Here is a 21,056-nt window from a genome sequence, read left to right on the forward strand (position 1 = left end):
CTTGCTTATTTTATTAAGAGCTTAAAGGCTAAACTCAAACCTTCTTGGGTTGATTGGATGGCTTCTTTTTCTATTTTTGGCATGATGCGCTCAATCTCACGCTTAGAATAGCCTAAACCATCTAAGGCTTGTTTTACTTCTTCTAAATAACTATTTTTAGCTGTTGGTAAGTCTTCACTTTCTTTCATTTGACTCAAATCAAGCTTACCTTGTAAGTCTAAAATCATTTGCTGGGCTGTTTTTTTACCCACCCCTGGGAACTTCATTAAATACTTGGCATCAGCCGATTCAATAGCTTGCACCAAGCCCACTTGATCATCTAACGCTAGAATGGATAGAGCCGACTTGGGGCCAATACCGGAAACTTTATTCAATTGTAAAAAGAGGTTCTTTTCAGCCTCGTCCATAAAACCATATAGGAGCATTGCATCTTCTCTGACTACTAATTCGATAAAGAGTGTGATGCTTTCTTGCATCTTTTCTTGCCAACGGAAAGGATTAGCACACCAGATTTGGTAACCTATACCATTAGCTTCTAGAACTAAGTAAGTGGGTTGAATCTGCTTAACTTGTCCTTGAATGTATTGATACATTAACTATTCCACCCATTTCTTATAATCGCTATAACCTGCTTGGTCCATCTCCTCATAAGGAATAAAGCGTAAAGCGGCTGAGTTAATACAGTATCTCAAGCCTCCTTTATCCTTTGGCCCATCATTAAAGACATGGCCCAAATGAGAATCCGCTTGCTTGGAGCGAACTTCTGTTCGAGGTCTGGATAATTTATGGTCTTCTAATTCTTGCAATTCAGTTCCCTTAACTGGTTGAGTAAAGGATGGCCAGCCACAGCCAGCATCAAACTTATCCTTACTCGAAAATAAGGGCTCTCCTGACACAATATCAACGTAAATGCCTTTTTGGTCAAACTGGTCATATTTACCGCTAAAAGGTCTTTCAGTACCTGCTTCTTGTGTCACATGGTATTGAATGGGGTCTAAATTTTTAATTTTATCTTGATAATCTTTTTTAGTCATTTTCTCTTCCTCCTAAATGATGATCTTGAATACGTTTAAACAGTTTTTCAATAGTGGTCGGATCGAATTCGATAAATACTGGACGACCATGGGGACAATGCAATGGATCTTGCAAATCGTTCATTTCAGCAAGTAGATGAATGGCCTCACTGTCTGCTAGGCGATGGTTGGCCTTAATAGCACCACGACAAGACTGCATGATAATGCTCGCTTCTTTCAATTGATTAACTGAAAGATCTTCTTGCCGGCTCAAACGGTCTAATAAGTCTGGCACTATCTGGTCCAATTCATCGGCTTCTAACCAGGTGGGGTGACTTTGCATTTGATAGGATTTAGGACCAAAAGCTTGTAAGTGAATCCCTATTTCGGCCAAACGGTCGCTATATTCTTCTGCCATTTGCGCCGTTTTTAAATCAAAACTAAATAGCTTGGGCATCAAAAAATCCTGCTGCTGGTCAACATCCACTTGGTCAGCCATTAATTTTTCATAACGGACTCTCTCTTGGGCAGCGTGTTGATCAATTAAGTAGAAAGAAGAAGGACCTTCAGCAATTAAATAGGTGCCATGAATCTGACCTACATAGCGTAGCTGACTAAAATCAATCATCTTTGGTTTTTCTTGTTGATTCAATGCCTCTTTTTCTACTACTTGAGAGCTTAATGCTTCCATCATCCCTTGAGTCTTTTCAGTTGGGAAGTCACTGACTTTTGTGTACTCATCCATTTTTATCTGGTTAGAATCAGGACGAGACAGCTCTATAGCTTGCTTATCTTCTGCTAGATGGGATGTTTGGCTGATCCAGTCTAATTGCCCCTTATTTTGTTGGTAGAAACGAGTAGGTCTAAATAGGCTGTCTCCTGCTTCAGGAATGGCGCGGTTTTGTAATAAGCTTGCTTGAACGGCTTGAGTTAATAGTTTAGCCAGTTCCGCTTCCTTACTTAAGCGAATACTCTGTTTGGTAGGATGCACATTGACATCTACCAAGCGAGGATCCGTTGTTATTTGAATAAAACTCAAAGGAAAACGACCGATCATTAACTGCTTGCCATAAGCCTTGATCAACACATTATTAAGAAAAGGACTCTTGACTGTTCGACCATTGACCATCCAGTGAATATAATTGCGACTAGTTCGAGTCAAGGTGGGTGGTGAGATCAATCCTTCTAGGCCAAACTCTATGTCCGATTGCTTGAAGGCTAGCATTTCTCTTGCTTGCTGGGGTGAGTACAGTTGAGCAATGGTTTGCTTCAAATCCCCCTTACCGACCGTTTGTAGCAAACGATCTCCATCTGAAATTAAAGTAAAAGAAATACTTGGATAGGCTATAGCTAAATTCTGGATTACCTTAAGAATATGGCGCATTTCAGTTTGCAGACTGGCTAAATGCTTGAGTCGGGCTGGTGTATTATAAAAAATTGAATCCACTTGCACGGTAGTCCCATTACGGGGCGGGCAAGAACCTTGATTGATTATTTTTGAATTTTCAACTTCAATAAAATGACCACTTTGACTGGCTTGGTTTGCTTCATTCCAAGTCGACTCAATTCTGATTTTGGCTACTGAAGCTATAGAAGCTAGGGCCTCTCCTCTAAATCCTAAAGAAGTAATCTGAAAAAGGTCTGGTAGGGAATATATTTTACTGGTCGCATGAGCTAAAACGGATTGGTGAAGATCTTCTTCCACCATTCCTTGACCATTATCAATCACTATAATTTGTTGAATACCCGCTTCTTTTACTTCCACTTGAATCTGATCTGCTTTGGCATCAATGGCGTTTTCACACAATTCTTTAACGACTGAAGCCGGTCTTTCAACCACTTCTCCGGCTGCAATCTGATTGGCTAGAGCGATATCCATTTGTTTAATAATTCCCATTGCGGCCTCCTTTCTTTATTTCAATTCTTGTTTTAATTGGGCTAAGAAATTTAAAGCATCTAGGGGGGTCATTTGATTAACATCTACTGCTTCAAGAGCCGTTTCAATCTTCGAAGAGCTTTCTTTAGTTTGCTCTTCTTCAGGGATTGGCAAGAGATCTATTGGATCAACTTGATGGTTGCGTAAATGCTTGGCATTAGCTTCTAACTCATCCAACACCACTTGACTTTGTCGCAAGACTGATTCCGGCAGGCCTGCTAAGCGTCCTACATGAATGCCGTAGGACTTATCCGCTGGTCCAGCTAAGATCTTATAGAGAAAAACTAAATGACCGGCTTCTTCCACTGCTCCAACATGAATGTTTTTTATTTGAGAAAGTGTTTGGTCAAGGTCCGTTAATTCATGATAATGGGTAGAGAAAATGGTAGCAGCCCCCACTTTTTGAGCAATATGGTAAAGAATCGCTTCCGCTAGGGCAATACCGTCGAAGGTGGCGGTTCCTCTACCAATCTCATCAAAGAGGATAAGACTGCGGTCTGTGGCGTTTTGTAAGGCATAATTGGTCTCTATCATTTCTACCATAAAGGTGGATTGCCCACTGGTTAAATCATCAGAAGATCCAATCCGAGTAAAGATTTGATCGACTAAGGGCAGTCTCGCCTCTTTAGCAGGGACAAAACAACCGATTTGATTAAGAATCACACTGTAGGCGATTTGACGCATATAAGTCGACTTGCCCGACATATTAGGTCCGGTTAATAGTAGAACAAATTGATCTTGGTCTAAGTCAAAGTCATTGGCGATAAACTTAGCGCGTCCGATTAACTTCTCCAAAACGGGATGACGACTTTCTTTTATTTCAAAATCTTTTCTTTGATCAGACAGATGAGCTTGGGTGAAGTTTTCTTCCTCACTTAATTCAGCAAAAGAACATAAAACATCTAGAGTGGCTACCGCTTGTGCCAATTCTTGCAATTGGCTAGAATAGGTATTTAAACGATTGCGTAATTCAATAAAGAGATGGTACTCTAACTTTTCAGCCTTTTCCTGGGCCCCCAGAATGGTACTTTCTATTTGTTTAAGTTCGTCTGTAATATAGCGTTCATTGTTAGCTAACGTTTGCTTGCGGACATAAGTCGGATCGTCAAAGTCTTGTGCTTGCAGACGGCTCATCTCTAAGTAATAGCCAAAGACTTTATTATAGCCTACTTTCAGGGTTTTTAGGCCGGTTCTTTGACGTTCACGCTCTTGATAATCAATTAGCCAACTTTCACCATTATCTAAAGCATCACGATAACCATCCAACTGCTTATGATAGCGGTCTTTAATGATTCTACCTTCTGTTAATGAAATTGGTGGATTATCGACCAAAGCTTCATTAATAATAGCCAAAAGCTCATTAAATTCAGGCAAGGCTTGAAATTGATCCACTGAATCCATGCTTTCGTTCAATTGTTGGAGATACTGATTAAGAAGAGGTATTTGTTTTAAAGACTGGCGCAATTGGTCAACTTCTCTAGCATTGGCAGTCTGTAAAGATAGTTTTGTTACCAAGCGTTCAAGGTCATAGATATTTTTTAAAATATTGATTAATTCAAGGCGAAGAAAGTAATGATTAATTAAACCGGCTACCTTTTGATGGCGGCTAATTAAAGCTTGTTTTTGTAATAAGGGTTTATCCAACCACTGATGTAATAGTCTTCCTCCCATGGCCGTTTGCGTGCGGTCTATCAGCCACAATAAAGACCCTTTTCGCTTTTGAGTTCTTAAAGATTCGGTTAATTCTAATTGCACCTTAGTGTATTGATTCATCTGTAAATAGGCAGATAGGGTGTATTCTTCTACCTCTTTTAAATAATCAAAAGCATGGGGTTGTATCGATTTAAGATAAGCTGATAAGTATTTTAAAAGTTCTGTTTGAACAGGGCTTGCCTCTTTTAGCTTAAAGAAATTTTCTGTTAAAGCGGCAGGTGTAAAGGTTGATTTAAAAGCCGTAATCCTTTCTTGCAGTAGGCTCAGTTCTTCTTGGCTAAAACCTGATCTTCCTTCCTCATCGATAATCCACTCACTGGGTTTAACCGTTTGAATTTCACTGACAAATTGATTCCAATCTTCTGTTTGAGTCATCCGACTTTGACCCGTTGAAATATCAACATAAACCAAATGGTAAGTGTTTTTTGCTTTTAAAAAAGCGGCTAGGTAATTATTTTCTTTGTGTTTGAGTGCTTGGTCGACCAAAATGGTTCCTGGTGTAATGATTTGAACAACATCTCTTTTGACCATTCCTTTGGTGAGTCGTGGATCTTCTAATTGTTCACAAATAGCCACTTTATAGCCTTCTTGGATTAAACGACGGATATATTCGGTGGCTGAATGATAAGGAACCCCACACATGGGCACTGGATCTTGGGCTTTTTTATTACGGGAAGTCAGCGTGATTTCTAATACTCTTGCAGCAGTAATAGCATCTTCATAAAACATTTCATAAAAATCGCCTAAACGAAAAAACAAGATGGAATCTTGATGCTTGGCTTTAATGGATAGATATTGTTGCATCATAGGGGTTTCTTTACTTGACATGGCTACTCATCCTCTAGTTCATTTAATCGTTGATTGGTTTTGAATTGATATCATGATAATGACATAAGCCAAATAAGCTTTCTTTCTACTTGCTTGTTAATAATTAATTAATAACAATTTGAGATTTAAGCAAAGGTTCTCTTAGAAGTAAAGGTTTTGACTAGCTCTATTTTAGCAAAAGCTCTCATCATTATCATGATATAAAAAGCACAACTCCAAAAGGGGTTGTGCCTTGTCTTTATTTCGCATACTCTACGGCTCGTATTTCGCGTATCACCGTTACTTTAATATTTCCTGGATATTTCATTTCATTTTCAATGCGTTGTTTCACACTTCTTGCTAAAGCAGCCGCTTTAGCATCATTGATCTTGTCTGGAGCGACAATCACACGTACTTCTCGACCTGCTTGGATAGCATAGGATTGAGTAACGCCTTCATTTTCATTGGCGATTTCTTCCAATTGTTTCAAGCGACGAATGTAGTTTTCTAAGGATTCACTTCGTGCACCTGGTCTTGCAGCAGATAAGGCATCAGCCGCTGCGACTAGTTCTGAAATAACAGAAGTTGCTTTAGTATCGCCATGGTGAGAAGCAATTGCATTAATAACTACCTCATTTTCTTTATAACGATTAGCAATTTCTGCACCAATTTCAACGTGAGAACCTTCAATTTCTTGGTCTAATGCTTTACCAATATCATGAAGTAAGCCCGCTCTTTTGGCTAAGACTACATCTTCATTCAATTCACCGGCCATTACCCCTGCTAACTTTGCAACTTCAACAGAGTGTTTTAAGACATTTTGACCATAGGAAGTCCGGTAAGCTAAACGACCGATAATTTTAATTAGATCAGGATGAATAGCGTGAATACCAACATCAAAGACAGCTTCTTCACCGACTTCGCGGATGCGCTCATCCATTTCCTTACGTGCCCGCTCAACCATTTCTTCAATCCTAGCAGGATGAATTCGGCCATCTTGAATTAAATGTTCAAGAGCGAGCTTAGCAATTTCTCGACGAATTGGATCAAAGCCACTTAAAACGACTGTTTCAGGTGTATCATCTACAATTAAATCGATACCTGTTAGACTTTCTAAGGTGCGAATATTCCGTCCTTCTCGACCAATAATCCGACCCTTCATATCATCATTTGGCAAGTGCACAACCGATACAGAATTATCTGTGACTAGGTCTGTTGCCGAACGTTGAATAGCTTGAAGAATGATTTCTTTCGCATTACGGTCCGCTTCTTCTTTAGCTTTTTGATCAGCATCACGTATCATGACAGCCATTTCGTTAGAAAGTGTCTCTTCTGTCTCTTTAAGAATGATTTCTTTTGCATCATCTCTTGACATCATAGCAATTCTTTCTAATTCTTCTTGGCCTTTTAAGATAAGTTGTTCAATTTCACTTTCCTTTTCAACCAATTCATCTTTACGTTTTAAATAATCTGCTTCTTTATTTTCTAATAGAGATTCACGATTATCTAAAGTATTACTTTTCTTATCCAGGTTTTCTTCTTTTTGAATTAAACGATTTTCAAATTTTGTCGCTTCTTGGCGACGATCTTTCAGCTCGTTTTCAATCTCATTACGGTATTTGATATTTTCTTCCTTCGCTTCAAAAAGCGCTTCGCGTTTTAAAGTTTGGGCTTGATTTATCGCATCATCAATAATTGCTTCGGCATTTGCTTTTGCACCCGCAATATTTTTTTCATCTGATTTTTGTTTAACGATATAACCAATAACAAAACCAGCAATTAAAGCAACGATAGCGAAGGCGAGTGGAATCAAATTTTCCATAAGAGTCACCTCCGTATCTATTTAGTTTTTTCATTAATTAATATGGTGTAAAAATTAATCGTGGCTTTCCACAACTTTTATAATACTTTTAATCGCAGCCATAGTCAAATAATTCAAAGGATCATTATGACTATTTAGCCTCAAATTTTTCTGACGCTTTTTTTATAAAAAAGAAGACCCTCATTGGATTGAGGGGCCTTTTTAAGCTTTATAATTTGCGTTTTGCTAGTTTTAAAAAAATATCTCAAAAAATTATTTTTTAATTTCTTTAATTTTTTCTAGTGCTTCTTCATCGGCTTCTTCAGAAGTTACTGCCGAATGTCCACCAATTTGATAATGCTGTCTAACTTGTTGATCAATCTCTTCAAAGATGTGTGGGTTATCTTCTAAGAATTGTTTAGCACTTTCGCGTCCTTGACCAATTCTTTCTTCTTTATATGAATACCAAGAACCTGCCTTGTTAATAATATCCAAATCAGATGCCATGTCTACAAGCTCTCCAATTTGCGAAATACCGTAACCATAAACAATGTCGACCATGGCTTCTTTAAACGGTGGTGCCAGTTTATTTTTAACGACTTTAATCCGTGTCCGGTTACCATACACATCACCGCCTTGCTTAAGGCTTTCAGTTCTTCTGACTTCAAGACGAATAGAAGAATAAAACTTCAAGGCACGACCACCAGGGGTTACTTCTGGGTTACCGAACATTACACCCACCTTTTCACGAATCTGGTTAATAAAGAAAGCAATCGTATTGGTTTTATTAATTGAGCCGGACAATTTACGCATGGCTTGCGACATCAAACGCGCTTGCAAACCAATGTGCGAATCTCCCATCTCACCTTCAATCTCAGCTCGTGGTACTAAGGCTGCTACAGAGTCAACCACTACAATATCGACTGCTCCTGATGAGACCAAGGCATCTGCTATTTCTAAAGCTTGTTCTCCTGTATCTGGTTGAGAGAGTAATAATTCGTTAATATCAACTCCTAATTTCTCAGCGTAAACAGGATCTAAAGCATGCTCAGCATCGATAAAGGCAGCTAAGCCCCCTTTCTTTTGGACAGATGCAATGGCATGTAGGGCAACAGTAGTCTTACCAGAAGATTCCGGTCCATAACATTCAATGACCCGTCCTCGAGGATAACCGCCAATTCCAAGGGCCACATCTAGGGCGAGGGAGCCTGAAGGAACTGTATCAATTTCAACGCTTGTTCGATCACCCAAACGCATGATTGCACCTTTTCCATAACTTTTTTCTATATTTTTTAGCGCTTGATCTAAGGCTTTTTGTCTGTTGGCATCTACCATATTATTTCCTCCGTTCATCAAGGTAATCTTATCTTAACAATTATTTAGTCCAAACTCAAGTTTTTTGCGAACTTTTGTTCGACTACTCTCTTAATTAATTCATAACCATAATTAGTGGCCAAGTCCCGTACATAGTCGCGCCCTCGATTGGGAAGCATGAGTTTCTGCCATTCGGTCGGACGATTTTTACTTGCACAAGCCAGATAGACTTCTCCAGCTGGATGTCCTTGATCAGAGCCCGGACCTGCTACTCCGCTTAAAGCCAGAGCGAGGTCACTGCCACTTAATTTTAAGCATTGTTCGGCCATAGCACAAGCGCATTGCTCACTATAGACTGAATATTCTTCAATTATCATAGGATCAACCGATAACAAATCTACCTTGGTTTGCGCTTGATAGACCACAAAGCCACCCTTTATGACTGTTGAAGCACCTGGAATCTGAGTGAGGCGACTGAGCATTTTACCTCCTGTTAAACTCTCAGCACCAGAAAGAGTGAGATTCAGCTGCTTCAATCGATCAATCAAATAAGCTTCTATAGTATGTTCTCTTCCTTCACCTATGTAATAGTCTTTTAATTTAGCGATTATTTGCTGGGCTGTTTTATCTAATAATTGGTTATTGTCAGCTATTTTTTCTTGCTTTTGATTCAAGACTAGGCGAATATGTCTAGGCTTAGCATAAATCGCGATTTCCAGCTCTTTTGTTTTTTTAATAATTGGATCTAATATATGGGCCACTTGCGACTCGCCAATCCCATAAAAATTTAAATAGATGGATTTAATTGCTATGGTCTGGTCAATTTTTTCTTTAAAATAAGGTAAAACTTCTTTTTCAAGCATGGCCTTTAACTCACTAGGTGGGCCTGGTAAACATAGGTAATATTGATTAGCATCAGCAGCAAAATATAAGCTGCCACAGGCTAAGCCATCTTCTGTATGAAAACAATACCCCTCTTTAAAGGTTAAAGCTTGTTTATACTCTAAGGGTGAAAGTTGACGATTTTGTTTTTTAAAATAATCTTGAATGTATTGCCATTGTTGAAAATCAACAATTAATTCTTGACCAAGAAAGTGGGCTAAACTTTCTTTGGTTAAATCATCATGGGTCGGCCCTATCCCACCAGCTAAAACAATTAGTTCTGCTCTAGTCGCAGCGATTCTAATTGCTTCTTCAAGTCGCGTTGGATTGTCGTCTACCACTTGTTGGTTGAAAGACAAAATACCTATTGAAGCAAATGCTTGAGCTAGTAGTGCTGCGTTGGTATTAATGGTCTGTCCTTGAACCAATTCGGTCCCCACTGTGATAATTTCTAACTTCATTGCAGGCCCTCCATTTTATATATACCTATTAAAATTAAAAAAGGTGTTTTCTTTAAAAAAAAGCCATCAAAACGATGACTTTTAATGAAAATAATCTACTTAATATCGGTAAAAAGATGTCTCGCTTTATAAAAATATTCTACACCTGAATATACAGTAAAGAATAAAGCAACTCCCATTAAAAAATGTGCCAATGAGAAAGGCAACCATGTAAAGCCAGCATTATTCCAAAGAAAGAACAAAATGGCAAACATTTGACTGAAGGTTTTAACTTTTCCAGGCCAGGCCGCTGCCATTACTTTACCATTAGATTGAGCGAGTAGAACTCTTAAACCGGTCACTAATAACTCACGACTAATAATAATAATAACGATCCAAGCTGGGATGAATTGGTGTTCAACCAACAGGATAAGTGCTGCAATGACTAACAGCTTGTCTGCCATTGGATCCGCAAAGACACCAAAGGAAGTGACTAAATGTAATTTTCGCGCTAAGTAACCATCCAAATAGTCCGTAAAGGATGCTATGGCAAATACGAGCCCCCCAATAAAGTAAGGGGTAGCAAGAGTCGTTCCTAACAGTGTTAGATTGCCCCAATCCAAAGGTAAAGTTAAAAGACAAACAAAGATAGGGATTAAGAATATTCTAAAAACAGTTAAACGATTAGCAATGTTCATAATTTACTCTCCTGATGAATAATTGGGGTCTAATACCGCTGGACCTTCATAAGAAGTTTCTTCATTCTTTTCTCCCAGCTCATCAATGGCTAGCTCTTCAGTTGAAGAGGCCGTTTCATCTTTAACTTTAAAGATAATAACGCCAGGAACACTCGGATCAGGCTCAACTGTTTTACCGTTGACTATAAATTGAGCCCCTTCTGGATAACCTAATTCCATCCGCACAGTCTTGGTTGTATCATTGGCTTGATGTTCTAAAACTTCATCTTTAGAAATCGTTTGGTCAACTACCATACTTCCTTCTTCATAAATACCGACCCAAACAAAGGCATTTCCTTTGGCACCAAATTGATAATTTTCAATTGGACCTTCTAATTGGTAGGTTTTAATCTCGCCAGCTTGAGAGATTTCAGTAATTACTTCTTTTCCAACTAAAAGCTGGTTTTCCGCTAAGTCTTTTTTGTTATTAGCTTTTTCAGTCACCTCTGGCTCTTTTGTCGATCCATCGACTGGATTAGCCGACGGCTTAACAATTTCTAAGACATCAGCATTATTATTGGTTTGAGCGACTTGATTATCTTCCGTTGAAATCTGACGAATGGTATAAATTAAGATACCGATAATACAGATAATAATTGCTGATAGAATAGCCATGGGAATATAAGAGAGGATTTTCTCCATCCGATTCGATTCATCATTTAAATGACGGCTACGTAACCGACTTGGCATTTCAGCCTCTTCTTCTCTTATCGGACTGCTTTCATTGTTTTGCACTTCCAACTCACTAGCATATTCCTTTAAAAGAGTATCTCCATCTAAACCTACCATATCGGCATACTGTTTCACAAAGGCTCGGGCATAGAAGTTTCCCGGTAGTTCTTCCAGTTGGCCTTCTTCGATCGCTTGTAAATATTTTTTTTGAATTTTAGTCATTTGTTGCAGGGTATTAAGTGTATACCCTTTATTTACGCGTGCTTCACGTAATCTTGTTCCTAATTCACTCATAATTATGACCCCTTCTATCTCTATCATTCACATTATAGCACAGTTAAAAGCCTTGGGTCAGATAAAAGTCCCTAATTAAGTTTAGTTGGCTTCTTTCTCAAGTAAGTCACGAATAAGCGTATACATATATTTCTCAGCGTCAAAAGCTTGTAGGTCACTCGCTTGTTCACCCAAACCAATATATTTAACTGGAATATCTAATTCATGGCGAATAGAAAGAATGACGCCCCCCTTAGCTGTCCCATCTAATTTTGTTAAGACTAGTCCACTGATCTCGGTTGCTTCATTAAATTGTTTCGCTTGAATTAAGGCGTTTTGTCCGGTTGTTGCATCTAAAACCAAGAGAACTTCTTGTACGCCATTCGGATTTTCTCTTTCGATAATCCGTTTCATTTTAGCTAATTCAGCCATGAGATTTGCTTTAGTTTGTAAACGCCCTGCTGTATCAACTAAAAGGTAATCGTACTCTTCCGCATTGGCTTTTTTCACAGCGTCGAAAACTACAGAAGCAGGGTCTCCTTGGTCCGCTCCGGTCACTACTGGTATTCCTAAGCGCTCTCCCCAAACATTTAGTTGCTCAACTGCACCTGCTCTAAAAGTATCGGCAGCAGCCATTAAAACCTTATGTCCGGATTGTTTTAAATTATAAGCAATTTTACCGACAGAAGTCGTCTTGCCTACCCCGTTGACCCCCACAAATAAGACTACGGTTGGCCCGTTTGGATTTTCAATTAAATCAGGATTGACTGGTTGGTCTTTTTCATAAATTGCCACCATTTGTTCTAACATAACACGCTTAACATCTTGAGCTTTATGAACATTTTCAGCTTCTACTGCATCACGAATAGCATCCGTTAAAGCTAGAGTCATTTTGAAGCCAACATCGGCTGAAATTAAGATTTCTTCTAGATCATCGTAGAATTCATCATCTAATTCGCGCCAAGAAGTAAATAAATCCGTGATGCGGTCAGAAAAGGATTTACGTGTTTTTTCCATCCCTTTATCATACTTCTCAAAGACAATCTGTTCTTCTTGGTCTAAAACCTCTTCTTTTACAACCTTATCTTCACCTGTAAAAGCACGTTTGATGCGATCAAACAATCCCATATGACTTCCTCCATTCTATTGAATAAATTGATAAATTGCATGAGCGACACCTTCTTGATCATTGGATAAAGTAATGAAATCAGCCCTCTGCTTTAAAGTCTCTGCGCCGTTTCCCATCACCACTCCAAGACCAGCAAATTCAATCATGCGCTCATCATTCATCTGATCTCCTATTGCCATTATAGCAGAAGGTTGAATATTTAACTGATCAGACAACTTTTTTAAAGCATTTCCTTTATTGACTCCCGCTTTCATAATTTCTAATTGGAAAGGATGGGATCTTGATAGGGTATATTGACTGACAAGTTCTTTATTTAACAGTGGAATTTGCCGCGATAAATGGGCTTCATCAATCGTGACCACAAATTTCATAAAACGATGGGCTTCATCAAAATCATTAAAATCAATTTTGGTATGGGGGGCTGTAGAAACATTGCCCACATAAAAACTTTCATAACCTTTTGGGTAAGTTAAGGGTTCATAAACTAAATCCTGGTCTAGAACGTTTAAAGGTAAATTTAAAGTTGTTAACTCTCGATACCATGAGTGAAGATCTTGGCTGCTTAACTCTTCTTGTATTAAGACTTGCCCATCACTAATTCTTTGAACAAAGGCACCGTTATATAGAATTAAATAATCATCCTCACTTTTTAAGCCGATTTGATCGATTAAATGATGCATGGTTGAATAAGGTCTACCTGTACATATTACGACTTTAACGCCTCGCTCTTGAGCGTAATCAAGTGCTTCAAGGTTTTTAGCTGTAACTTCTTTGGAACTATTTAATAAGGTTCCATCTAAATCGATGGCTAGTAATTGAATCATTTTATCTACTCCTGATGGTCTAATGCTACAAAATCATTCATTTTCACCGCTGCTAGTTTAGAAATACCGGTTTGTTCCATAGTCACTCCATATAGAATATCGGCATATTCCATGGTCCCTTTGCGGTGGGTAATGACAATAAATTGCGTTTCTTGGGTAAAGTTTTGAATGTATTCCCCATAACGGTAAACATTGGCATCATCTAAAGCTGCCTCCACTTCGTCTAGAACCACAAATGGAACGGTCTTTGTTTCCAAAATAGCAAATAATAAAGCAATGGCCGTTAAAGCTCTTTCGCCTCCTGATAAGAGGGCTAAGTTTTGCTTACGCTTACCGGGTGGTTGAGCAATAATATCGACACCGGTAGTTAATAAATCGGTCGGGTCGGTTAATTCTAACTTAGCCTTACCGCCAGCAAATAAACGAGTGAAGGTCTTTTGAAATTGATGGTTAATAGCTTGAAAGGCTTCTTTAAAGCGACTACCCACTTCTGAATCCATTTCATCAATGGTATTATTTAGCTGCTCCATAGCTGTTAACAGGTCATTTTCTTGCTCAAATAACAATTGATAACGTTCATCCACTTCTTGATAGTCTTGAATTGCTGCTAAGTTGATAGGTCCTAATTGATCAATTTCCTTACGCAACTTTTTAACCACTTCTTTTACCTGAGCAACAGATTCTACAGGCTGGGCTAATTGAGTAGCTGCTTCGAACGACAAGGCATAGGTTTCATTAAGATAGAGTAAATCTTGATCCATCTGATCTTCATATCTTTCAATCTTAGCTTGGCATTTGGCCTCTGCTTGGTATTGATTTTGAAGTTGATCTTCGCTATTTTTTAAGGCCTGCTGATGACTCCTTAAACTTTCATTTAAACTCTGGCGGTCTTGGCGTAGAACGCTTAAATCAGCGTTGACTTGGTCTAAATCGCCTTCTGCTTGGCTTAAATCCATTTTAAATTGACTGATTGATTTTTCTAAGTTTTGAACTTCATTCCAGTCACTTTCTTCTAACTGTTGACTGGAAGCAATTAATTCTTCTAAATTTTGTGCTTGCTTAATTTCATTTTGCAGGCTTTCTCTTTTTTGTTTGGTTTCCATTTCCAAAAGCGCTAAATTGGTTTTGCTTTCATTCAAGTCGGCTTGAAGTTGCCCAATCTTCATTTGTTTTTCCGATTGAGACAATTGCATGGATTGAATGGTTTGATGGACTTCTTCAATTTTAGCCTTTAGAGCTTGTAAGTCTTGCTCAGCTGCTTGAAAATCTTGGTGAGAAGTCTCAAAATCTTGAGTCATTTGCTTGAATTCATCGGTTAAAATCAATAGATGTTTATTTTTTTGATCTCGCTGTGACTGTATATTTTCAATTAAATTCAGCAATTTTTGGTGGTCTTGACTAAGTTGTTGGTGATCTGATAAAGCTTTTTGATAAGCCGTTTGAAATTGCGAAACCTTCTGATCACACCTTTCAAAAGTTGCCACTTGTTCTTTTTGACTCTTTTTTAGTTCTTTCAACTCTTTTTCAAGGCTTGCAATCTCTTGAGAGCGCCCCATTACAGATTGTGACTTATGCTTATTTCTTCCCCCTGTAACAGAGCCTCCAGGAAGGATCAAGTCGCCTTCAAGTGTTACGATTTTTAACTGTTGATGGCTAGCCTTAGCAAGTGACTGGGCATTTTCAAGTGTATCAACAATCACTGTAGACCCTAATAACTGCTGAATCACTCGCTGATTTTCTGCTTTATAAGAAACTCGTTCACTAGCAATCCCCACCACTCCTTGGTTTTGTTGGAGTAGCTCTTGGTGATGGGCCTTTAGGGTCCGAGCTTTCATATTACTTCTTGGTAAAAAGGTGGCTCGTCCGGCTCTTTTGTTTTTTAAAAGTGATATAGCTTGCTTAGCAGCTTGGTCATTTTCTACAACAATATTTTGCAAACCAGCTCCTAAAGCAATGTCGATAGCAACTTGATCGTTTTTTTCAACTTCGATTAATTCGGCTACCGTTCCAATGATTCCTTGTAGTTGATCACGGTGGTTCATCACGACTCGGACTCCTTGGTAATAGCCGGCATATTCCACTTGCATTTGTAGCAAGCTTTGATACTTGGAGTGGAGCATTTGGATTTGGTGGTCTGCTTGGTAGATTACTTTCCTTAATTGATCACGATTGGCTTGGGCTTGATCCAATGCTTGGTGGGCCTTTTCCCCTTCAGTTTGAAGGCTTTCTAAGTCTGCTTTCACTTGTTTTATTTGATCGTGATAGCTAACTTCTTGGTCTTCAAGAGCTTGGATTTGAATTTGATTTTCCTTGATTTGGTCTTGATAGCTTTCCTTGCGTTGATCGAATTGTTGGCTAAATTTATCAAATTGTTGCAAGCGATTCTTTATAGCCGACTCTTGACGATAATAGTCAATCAATTCTCCCCTTAACTGATCTAACTCTTCATTCTTTAGCGCTTGAAAGTCATTAAGTTGTTGATTATATGCTTTTACTTCTTCTTTTGCTTTTCGAATACCTTCTTCTAATGAGTTTAAATTTTGATTAAGGGCCTCTTGTTGTTTTTGGTGGTCAACCCATTGATTTTGGTAGCGATCTTGATTTAGTTTTCTTTCTTGACTGGATTGATTGGCATAAAGCATTTTTTGCTGAAACACTTCAATTTGGCCCTTTAATCTCTCAATCAATTGGATAAGTTTTCGACTTTCCATCTCTTCTTGATCAATGCTTTGATTTATCAAGTCTAATTGGTTCTGTTTATCATCGATTGATTGCGAAAAAGTTTTTTGATCATTCTTAACTCGGTCTAATTCAGCTTTTATTTGTTGGTAGTGGTCCTTGGCTTGTTGCCATTTAGCTTTAAAGTCTTGTATTTGAAAGGTATATAAGGATATTTCTTCTTCTTTCAATTGGGCCGCTTTCTCTTGGTAGGTCAAAGCCTTTTCTCTTTGTTCTTTAAGTGGCTGCAGTTGATTTTTTAATTCATGTAAAATATCCCTGACACGGTTCAAATGGTCTTGTGACCGCAGCAATTTTCTTTGAGCTTCTTGTTTGCGGTATTGATATTTTTGTACACCAGCTGCTTCTTCAAAAATTCCTCGTCTTTCTTCTGGTTTACTTAAAAAGATGGACTCGACTTTACCTTGGGAAATCATGGCGAAAGAATTTTTACCTAAGCCTGTATCCAACAGCAAATCAGTGATATCTTTTAAGCGAACATTTTTTTGATTGATAAAAAAATAACTCTCACCATTACGGTTATATTGACGCGTTATCGTAATCGTTTTGGGGTCCATATCAATATAACGATCCTCATTATTTAAAACCAAGGATACTTTAGCAATATTGACTGGCTTTCGATCGAGTGAACCATTAAAGATAACATCTTCCATCTTGTTACCACGCAAGGATTTAGCCGATTGTTCTCCTAAGACCCAACGAATGGCTTCAGATAAATTCGATTTACCTGAACCGTTGGGACCGACTATTGCTGTCATGCCCTGATCAAAATTAATGACTGTTTTATCAGCAAAAGATTTGAAACCAGTCATTTCGATTCTTTCTAAATACAAACAGCTACACTCCTTTTTGAAGATGGTGAATGGCTTTTTTAGCGGCCTTCATTTCTGCTTCTTTTTTACTTTTGCCACTGGCCTTAGCTATTAAGTCGTTTTCTAAATACAGCCCAATGGTAAAGGTTTGTGCATGAGAAGGTCCTTGGGTTGCTAGGAGACGGTATTCAATCTTAACTGTTCCCTTGACTTGAACCATTTCTTGGAACTTGGTCTTATAATCTTGCACGGTTAGTGTCAAAATTTCTTGATGGTGATCAAAGAGGACTCTACTCAGAAAGTTTTCAACCATATCCATACCAGTATCCAAATAAACTGCCCCCAAAAAGGCTTCAAATGTATCTGCTAAAATGGAATCTCTTTCTTTACCTCCCGACGATCTTTCCCCCTTACCTAATTGGATAAATTGAGGAAAGTCTACTTGTCTAGCTAAATAAGCCAGGCTTGGTTCCCTGACGAGCTGAGCTCGCATGCGTGAAAGATCTCCTTCTGGCTTATGGGGGTATTGTCCATATAAAAATTGACTAACCAGAATCTCAAGCACAGCATCGCCTAAAAATTCTAATCGTTCATTGGACTGAATTAAGTTCTCACCTTGCTCATTAATATATGACCGATGGTAGAAAGCTTGCTGAATAATCTTCTGGTTAGTAACTTTAATTTTTAATTCTTTTTCGATGTGTTCTATTAACTGATGCATGGCTTCGACTCCTATCAAATATACACTGATTTTACCAAAAATCCCCTGATTACACAAAGTCATTCAGCAATACAAAAATGAAATACCGTATATAAATAAAAAGATCAAGCAAAGCTATGCTTGATCTTCATCTTTTAAAATTTTAAATTATTCAGCAATTGGACTTTCAGCAGTTAAGCCTACTTGTGTCCAATCAAGATTTGCTCCAATTTCAACATCCCAATTCGTCACACGCTTATTAACGGCTGTTAATTCATATCTCCAAAGCGTTGGAATAACAGGAAGCTCTTCATGCATAAATTCTTGCCAAGCGTAGAAGGCTTTTTGACGGTAGTCATCATCAAACGATTCGTCTGATTCAATATCCGCTAATAATTGGTTATGTTCTTCATTCACATAGCGACTGTAGTTGAATTGTGCTCGTTCACCAAATAATCCATTTGGATTTGGATCGCCACCAGTACCAAAAGCAGCTTGGAAAATATGTATTTCTGGATCATCCTTCTTAATACGTTCATAGAAAGAATTAAACTCTAGTAATTGTCCATCTAATAGCTCTACAGGAATACCGACTGCGTTCCATGCTTGTACATAGTACTGAGCCAATGGAGCAGCTGTTTCACCACCTGACATTGAAGCGAAGTTCAAGGTGAATTTCTCGCCATTAGGATCTTCCACTAGACCATCACCATCCACATCCTTAAAGCCAGCTTCTGCTAGAATTTCCTTAGCTTTTTCTGGATTGTATTCATAGGCCTTAACGTCAGGATTTAAGTATTCTACAAAGTTTGGTGTAATCATTGAGTCTGCAGCACGACGCAATCCTTGATAGAATTCACGACCGACTGAATCATTATCCATGGCATAAGCCATCGCTTGACGAAGAGCTTTATTGGATGTAACTAATTCAGGATCAAATTCGTTTTTACCTTCTTCTTCATTCCATTTACCCATCTTGAAGCCAATGTATGTATAAGCATTCTGCTCATAACCAATGGTAGTAAAGTTCGTTGCATCTTTATAAGTATCATACTTATCAGTTGGTAAGGTTGCAATATCAAAATTACCAGCCTTTAATTCAGCAACAATTGAATTAGGGTTGATGACATTCATCGTCATTCCATCTAATTTAGGACGCCCCTTATAATAATTTTCATTTACAGTATAAGTGACTGCTTCACCTGGTGTCATTGATTCCACCTTAAAAGGTCCAAAGCCTACTGGTTTCTCACGTACAGGTGCAGAGTCTTCCATATCAGCTACTTCGATACCTTCAAAGACATGCTCAGGTTCGATATAAGAAGAAATTCCTCCACCAGCTTGAACCATTGAGTTCGGAAAAGCCTTATAAGTAACGGTTAGGGTATAATCATCGACACGTTCCAACCCAGAAATTTCCTCGGCTTCGCCGTTATGATACTCGTCCATTCCTACCACATTCTCAAAATCGCTACCATAACGAATGCCGGTATAATCAGGGTGTCCTACTACATAGTAAGGAAAAATAACGTCATCTATCGTAATCGGTTCGCCATCATCCCACTTAACTCCTTCTGGGATTGTGATAGTTACTTGTTTATTTTCAACATCCATTTCCACTTTGGCAAAACCGGAATCATCGATCTTGAAGTTATTGTCGTAGCCGTATAGGCCAGGGTTAAAGTAAGCAATTACGGTTGCATCTGGGTTTCCTGTGTAAAACATATTATTGAAGACACCTGCAAATGCGGTATCGGAAACAAAGGCTACCTTAAGTGTTCCACCCTCCATGACTTCACCTTCATGCTCTACAGAAGTCGAAATGTCCGGTGCGGGGGCTCCTTCTCCATCTGCTTCCTCAGCTTGGACCATAGGTAGGGAACTCAATACCAAGGAACCGATTGTCATTGTTGTCATAAACTGTATAAGATGTTTTTCTAATGATTTTCTCATACTAAGCCTCCTCTAAATGTGATAATCCTATCATATAGAAATTATATGATTAAATCAAGTCTTTTCTAATTTTTTTTTAATATTTTTATCTTTTTCTAATAAAAACAAGCTTTATTAGGGGTTTATTTATGAAAAGTTTCCAAAGCTCACTTGTCTTAAAGGTTTTTCATGAAAATGTCTTTTCATTATTTTAAAGCTTATGACCCAACTAGTAATTTCTAGCAGAAAAATCTTTTGATTTTTATTTAGCACTTACAAGATATAATAAAATTTCAAAACGAAAACTTTTCTGTAAGATTAAAATTTTCTCATAAAAAAAGAGCCCCACTTCTTACTCATCGCTTAACGCTAAAGTAAATAAAGGGTAAAGCTCTTAAAATTTTTATCCTCTTCTTTGTTTTGAATCTGCTACACGTTGGAAAGCTTGTCCGATATAGTTAATTGATAACATCATGATCAATACTAACAAGGCAGCTGGCAACCAAACCCACCATTTATTTTCAATAATATCTGGTGTTCTAGCGTAACCAATTAGCGTTCCTAAAGAAGGTGTTCCAACAGGCAAACCAAAGCCCAAGAAAGAAAGTCCTGTTTCTAAACCGATATTACCGGCAAAGGATAGGGTTAAGTTGGTGATCATTAGCGAAGAAAGATTCGGTAATAAGGAGCCGAGCATAATTTTCCAATCTCTAGTCCCCATGGTTTTTGATGCCTTGATATAATCCTTGGATGCTTCTGATAAAGAAGCCGTTCGAATCAAACGGGTCTGCCCCATCCAACCAAATAAAGATATAATCCAAATCAAAGTCCAAGGGTCGAAGCGTTTAACGATTGTTACGACCGCAATAATAATCATGATTCTCGGTAAAACGATTAAAAAGTCTACCACACGCATAATGAAATCATCCACTCGACCCCCATAATAACCGGCAATCAAACCAATAATCGTCCCAAAACCTGCTGTTAATATAGTGACAGCCCAAGCGATAATTAAGGAATTTTTTGTTCCTAGTAAAAGCTGTTCAAAAATGCCTTTTCCACCCTCATCGGTACCTAAAAGATAGCCTTTTTCTCCTGGCGGTGTAAAGCGGTCAAAAATATTAACTATGCCTGCAGCATCGGAATCAATAAAGAATGCTGATAAGACCGCCGCTACGACAATAATTAATAAAAGAATTAATGATAAAACAGCAATTTTATCACGTGCAAACTCTCGACGAATAACTTCCCAACCCATCGGTGGAGTGGAAACTTGGTCTTGCAATAGTTCTTCATTTACTGTTACCTGTGTATTATTTTCAGCCATTATTC

15 protein-coding genes are annotated in these 21,056 nt (G+C 38.3%); all 15 read right to left on the bottom strand.

All coding sequences use genetic code 11. The features are described 5' to 3' along the window. Positions 1–5: 5 nt before the first annotated feature. Positions 6–593: a Holliday junction branch migration protein RuvA gene (ruvA, locus tag ACQV2Q_RS02935; protein ID WP_428873730.1), complete on the bottom strand. Its 588-nt coding sequence runs from the start codon at positions 591–593 to the stop codon at positions 6–8. A 3-nt stretch (positions 594–596) separates the two neighbouring features. Beyond that, on the bottom strand, positions 597–1,034 hold the full coding sequence (gene msrB, locus ACQV2Q_RS02940) for a peptide-methionine (R)-S-oxide reductase MsrB (protein WP_428873731.1): 438 nt from the start codon (positions 1,032–1,034) through the stop codon (positions 597–599). After that, on the bottom strand, positions 1,027–2,910 hold the full coding sequence (gene mutL, locus ACQV2Q_RS02945; protein ID WP_428881879.1) for a DNA mismatch repair endonuclease MutL: 1,884 nt from the start codon (positions 2,908–2,910) through the stop codon (positions 1,027–1,029). Before mutL ends, msrB begins: the two co-directional genes overlap by 8 nt. A 15-nt stretch (positions 2,911–2,925) precedes the next feature. Then, entirely contained in the window at positions 2,926–5,490 is a 2,565-nt protein-coding gene (gene mutS, locus ACQV2Q_RS02950) for a DNA mismatch repair protein MutS (protein WP_428881881.1), read from the bottom strand. A gap of 238 nt (positions 5,491–5,728) precedes the next feature. Then, on the bottom strand, positions 5,729–7,291 hold the full coding sequence (rny, locus tag ACQV2Q_RS02955; RefSeq protein WP_428874802.1) for a ribonuclease Y: 1,563 nt from the start codon (positions 7,289–7,291) through the stop codon (positions 5,729–5,731). Positions 7,292–7,543: 252 nt separating this feature from the next. Beyond that, positions 7,544–8,605, bottom strand: coding sequence for a recombinase RecA (recA, locus tag ACQV2Q_RS02960; protein ID WP_428874803.1), 1,062 nt, complete (start codon positions 8,603–8,605; stop codon positions 7,544–7,546). 44 nt (positions 8,606–8,649) lie between these two features. Next, positions 8,650–9,927: a competence/damage-inducible protein A gene (locus tag ACQV2Q_RS02965; RefSeq protein WP_428873736.1), complete on the bottom strand. Its 1,278-nt coding sequence runs from the start codon at positions 9,925–9,927 to the stop codon at positions 8,650–8,652. Positions 9,928–10,022: 95 nt separating this feature from the next. Continuing rightward, positions 10,023–10,604: a CDP-diacylglycerol--glycerol-3-phosphate 3-phosphatidyltransferase gene (pgsA, locus tag ACQV2Q_RS02970; RefSeq protein WP_428873737.1), complete on the bottom strand. Its 582-nt coding sequence runs from the start codon at positions 10,602–10,604 to the stop codon at positions 10,023–10,025. A gap of 3 nt (positions 10,605–10,607) precedes the next feature. Beyond that, complete coding sequence (locus ACQV2Q_RS02975; protein ID WP_428876367.1) at positions 10,608–11,609, bottom strand: helix-turn-helix domain-containing protein; 1,002 nt, start codon at positions 11,607–11,609, stop codon at positions 10,608–10,610. An 81-nt stretch (positions 11,610–11,690) separates the two neighbouring features. After that, positions 11,691–12,716, bottom strand: a complete 1,026-nt coding sequence (gene ftsY, locus ACQV2Q_RS02980; RefSeq protein WP_428881882.1) for a signal recognition particle-docking protein FtsY — start codon at positions 12,714–12,716, stop codon at positions 11,691–11,693. A gap of 15 nt (positions 12,717–12,731) precedes the next feature. Then, the gene (locus ACQV2Q_RS02985) at positions 12,732–13,541 is read right to left on the bottom strand and encodes a Cof-type HAD-IIB family hydrolase (protein ID WP_428873740.1); all 810 of its coding nucleotides are present in this window, start codon (positions 13,539–13,541) and stop codon (positions 12,732–12,734) included. 5 nt (positions 13,542–13,546) lie between these two features. Beyond that, complete coding sequence (gene smc / locus ACQV2Q_RS02990) at positions 13,547–17,113, bottom strand: chromosome segregation protein SMC (RefSeq protein WP_428881884.1); 3,567 nt, start codon at positions 17,111–17,113, stop codon at positions 13,547–13,549. 4 nt (positions 17,114–17,117) lie between these two features. Then, positions 17,118–17,813: a ribonuclease III gene (rnc, locus tag ACQV2Q_RS02995; RefSeq protein WP_428881886.1), complete on the bottom strand. Its 696-nt coding sequence runs from the start codon at positions 17,811–17,813 to the stop codon at positions 17,118–17,120. A 147-nt stretch (positions 17,814–17,960) separates the two neighbouring features. Then, positions 17,961–19,745 carry an oligopeptide ABC transporter substrate-binding protein gene (locus tag ACQV2Q_RS03000; protein WP_428874813.1) on the bottom strand — a complete coding sequence of 595 codons (1,785 nt, stop codon included), beginning with the start codon at positions 19,743–19,745 and terminating at the stop codon, positions 17,961–17,963. A gap of 382 nt (positions 19,746–20,127) precedes the next feature. Next, a complete protein-coding gene (locus ACQV2Q_RS03005; protein WP_428873744.1) occupies positions 20,128–21,051 on the bottom strand; it encodes an ABC transporter permease in 924 nt (307 codons plus the stop codon). Between the last annotated feature and the right edge of the window lie 5 nt (positions 21,052–21,056).

Source organism: Facklamia sp. P12950 (genome assembly GCF_050409465.1).
Taxonomy (GTDB): Bacteria; Bacillota; Bacilli; order Lactobacillales; family Aerococcaceae; genus Facklamia.

What these genes read in the sequence shown, in the direction of transcription:
- ruvA (WP_428873730.1), bottom strand. Translation starts at nt 593, where the DNA reads ATGTATCAATACATTCAAGGACAAGTTAAGCAGATTCAACCCACTTAC.
- msrB (WP_428873731.1), bottom strand. Translation starts at nt 1,034, where the DNA reads ATGACTAAAAAAGATTATCAAGATAAAATTAAAAATTTAGACCCCATT.
- mutL (WP_428881879.1), bottom strand. Translation starts at nt 2,910, where the DNA reads ATGGGAATTATTAAACAAATGGATATCGCTCTAGCCAATCAGATTGCA.
- mutS (WP_428881881.1), bottom strand. Translation starts at nt 5,490, where the DNA reads ATGTCAAGTAAAGAAACCCCTATGATGCAACAATATCTATCCATTAAA.
- rny (WP_428874802.1), bottom strand. Translation starts at nt 7,291, where the DNA reads ATGGAAAATTTGATTCCACTCGCCTTCGCTATCGTTGCTTTAATTGCT.
- recA (WP_428874803.1), bottom strand. Translation starts at nt 8,605, where the DNA reads ATGGTAGATGCCAACAGACAAAAAGCCTTAGATCAAGCGCTAAAAAAT.
- ACQV2Q_RS02965 (WP_428873736.1), bottom strand. Translation starts at nt 9,927, where the DNA reads ATGAAGTTAGAAATTATCACAGTGGGGACCGAATTGGTTCAAGGACAG.
- pgsA (WP_428873737.1), bottom strand. Translation starts at nt 10,604, where the DNA reads ATGAACATTGCTAATCGTTTAACTGTTTTTAGAATATTCTTAATCCCT.
- ACQV2Q_RS02975 (WP_428876367.1), bottom strand. Translation starts at nt 11,609, where the DNA reads ATGAGTGAATTAGGAACAAGATTACGTGAAGCACGCGTAAATAAAGGG.
- ftsY (WP_428881882.1), bottom strand. Translation starts at nt 12,716, where the DNA reads ATGGGATTGTTTGATCGCATCAAACGTGCTTTTACAGGTGAAGATAAG.
- ACQV2Q_RS02985 (WP_428873740.1), bottom strand. Translation starts at nt 13,541, where the DNA reads ATGATTCAATTACTAGCCATCGATTTAGATGGAACCTTATTAAATAGT.
- rnc (WP_428881886.1), bottom strand. Translation starts at nt 17,813, where the DNA reads ATGCATCAGTTAATAGAACACATCGAAAAAGAATTAAAAATTAAAGTT.
- ACQV2Q_RS03000 (WP_428874813.1), bottom strand. Translation starts at nt 19,745, where the DNA reads ATGAGAAAATCATTAGAAAAACATCTTATACAGTTTATGACAACAATG.
- ACQV2Q_RS03005 (WP_428873744.1), bottom strand. Translation starts at nt 21,051, where the DNA reads ATGGCTGAAAATAATACACAGGTAACAGTAAATGAAGAACTATTGCAA.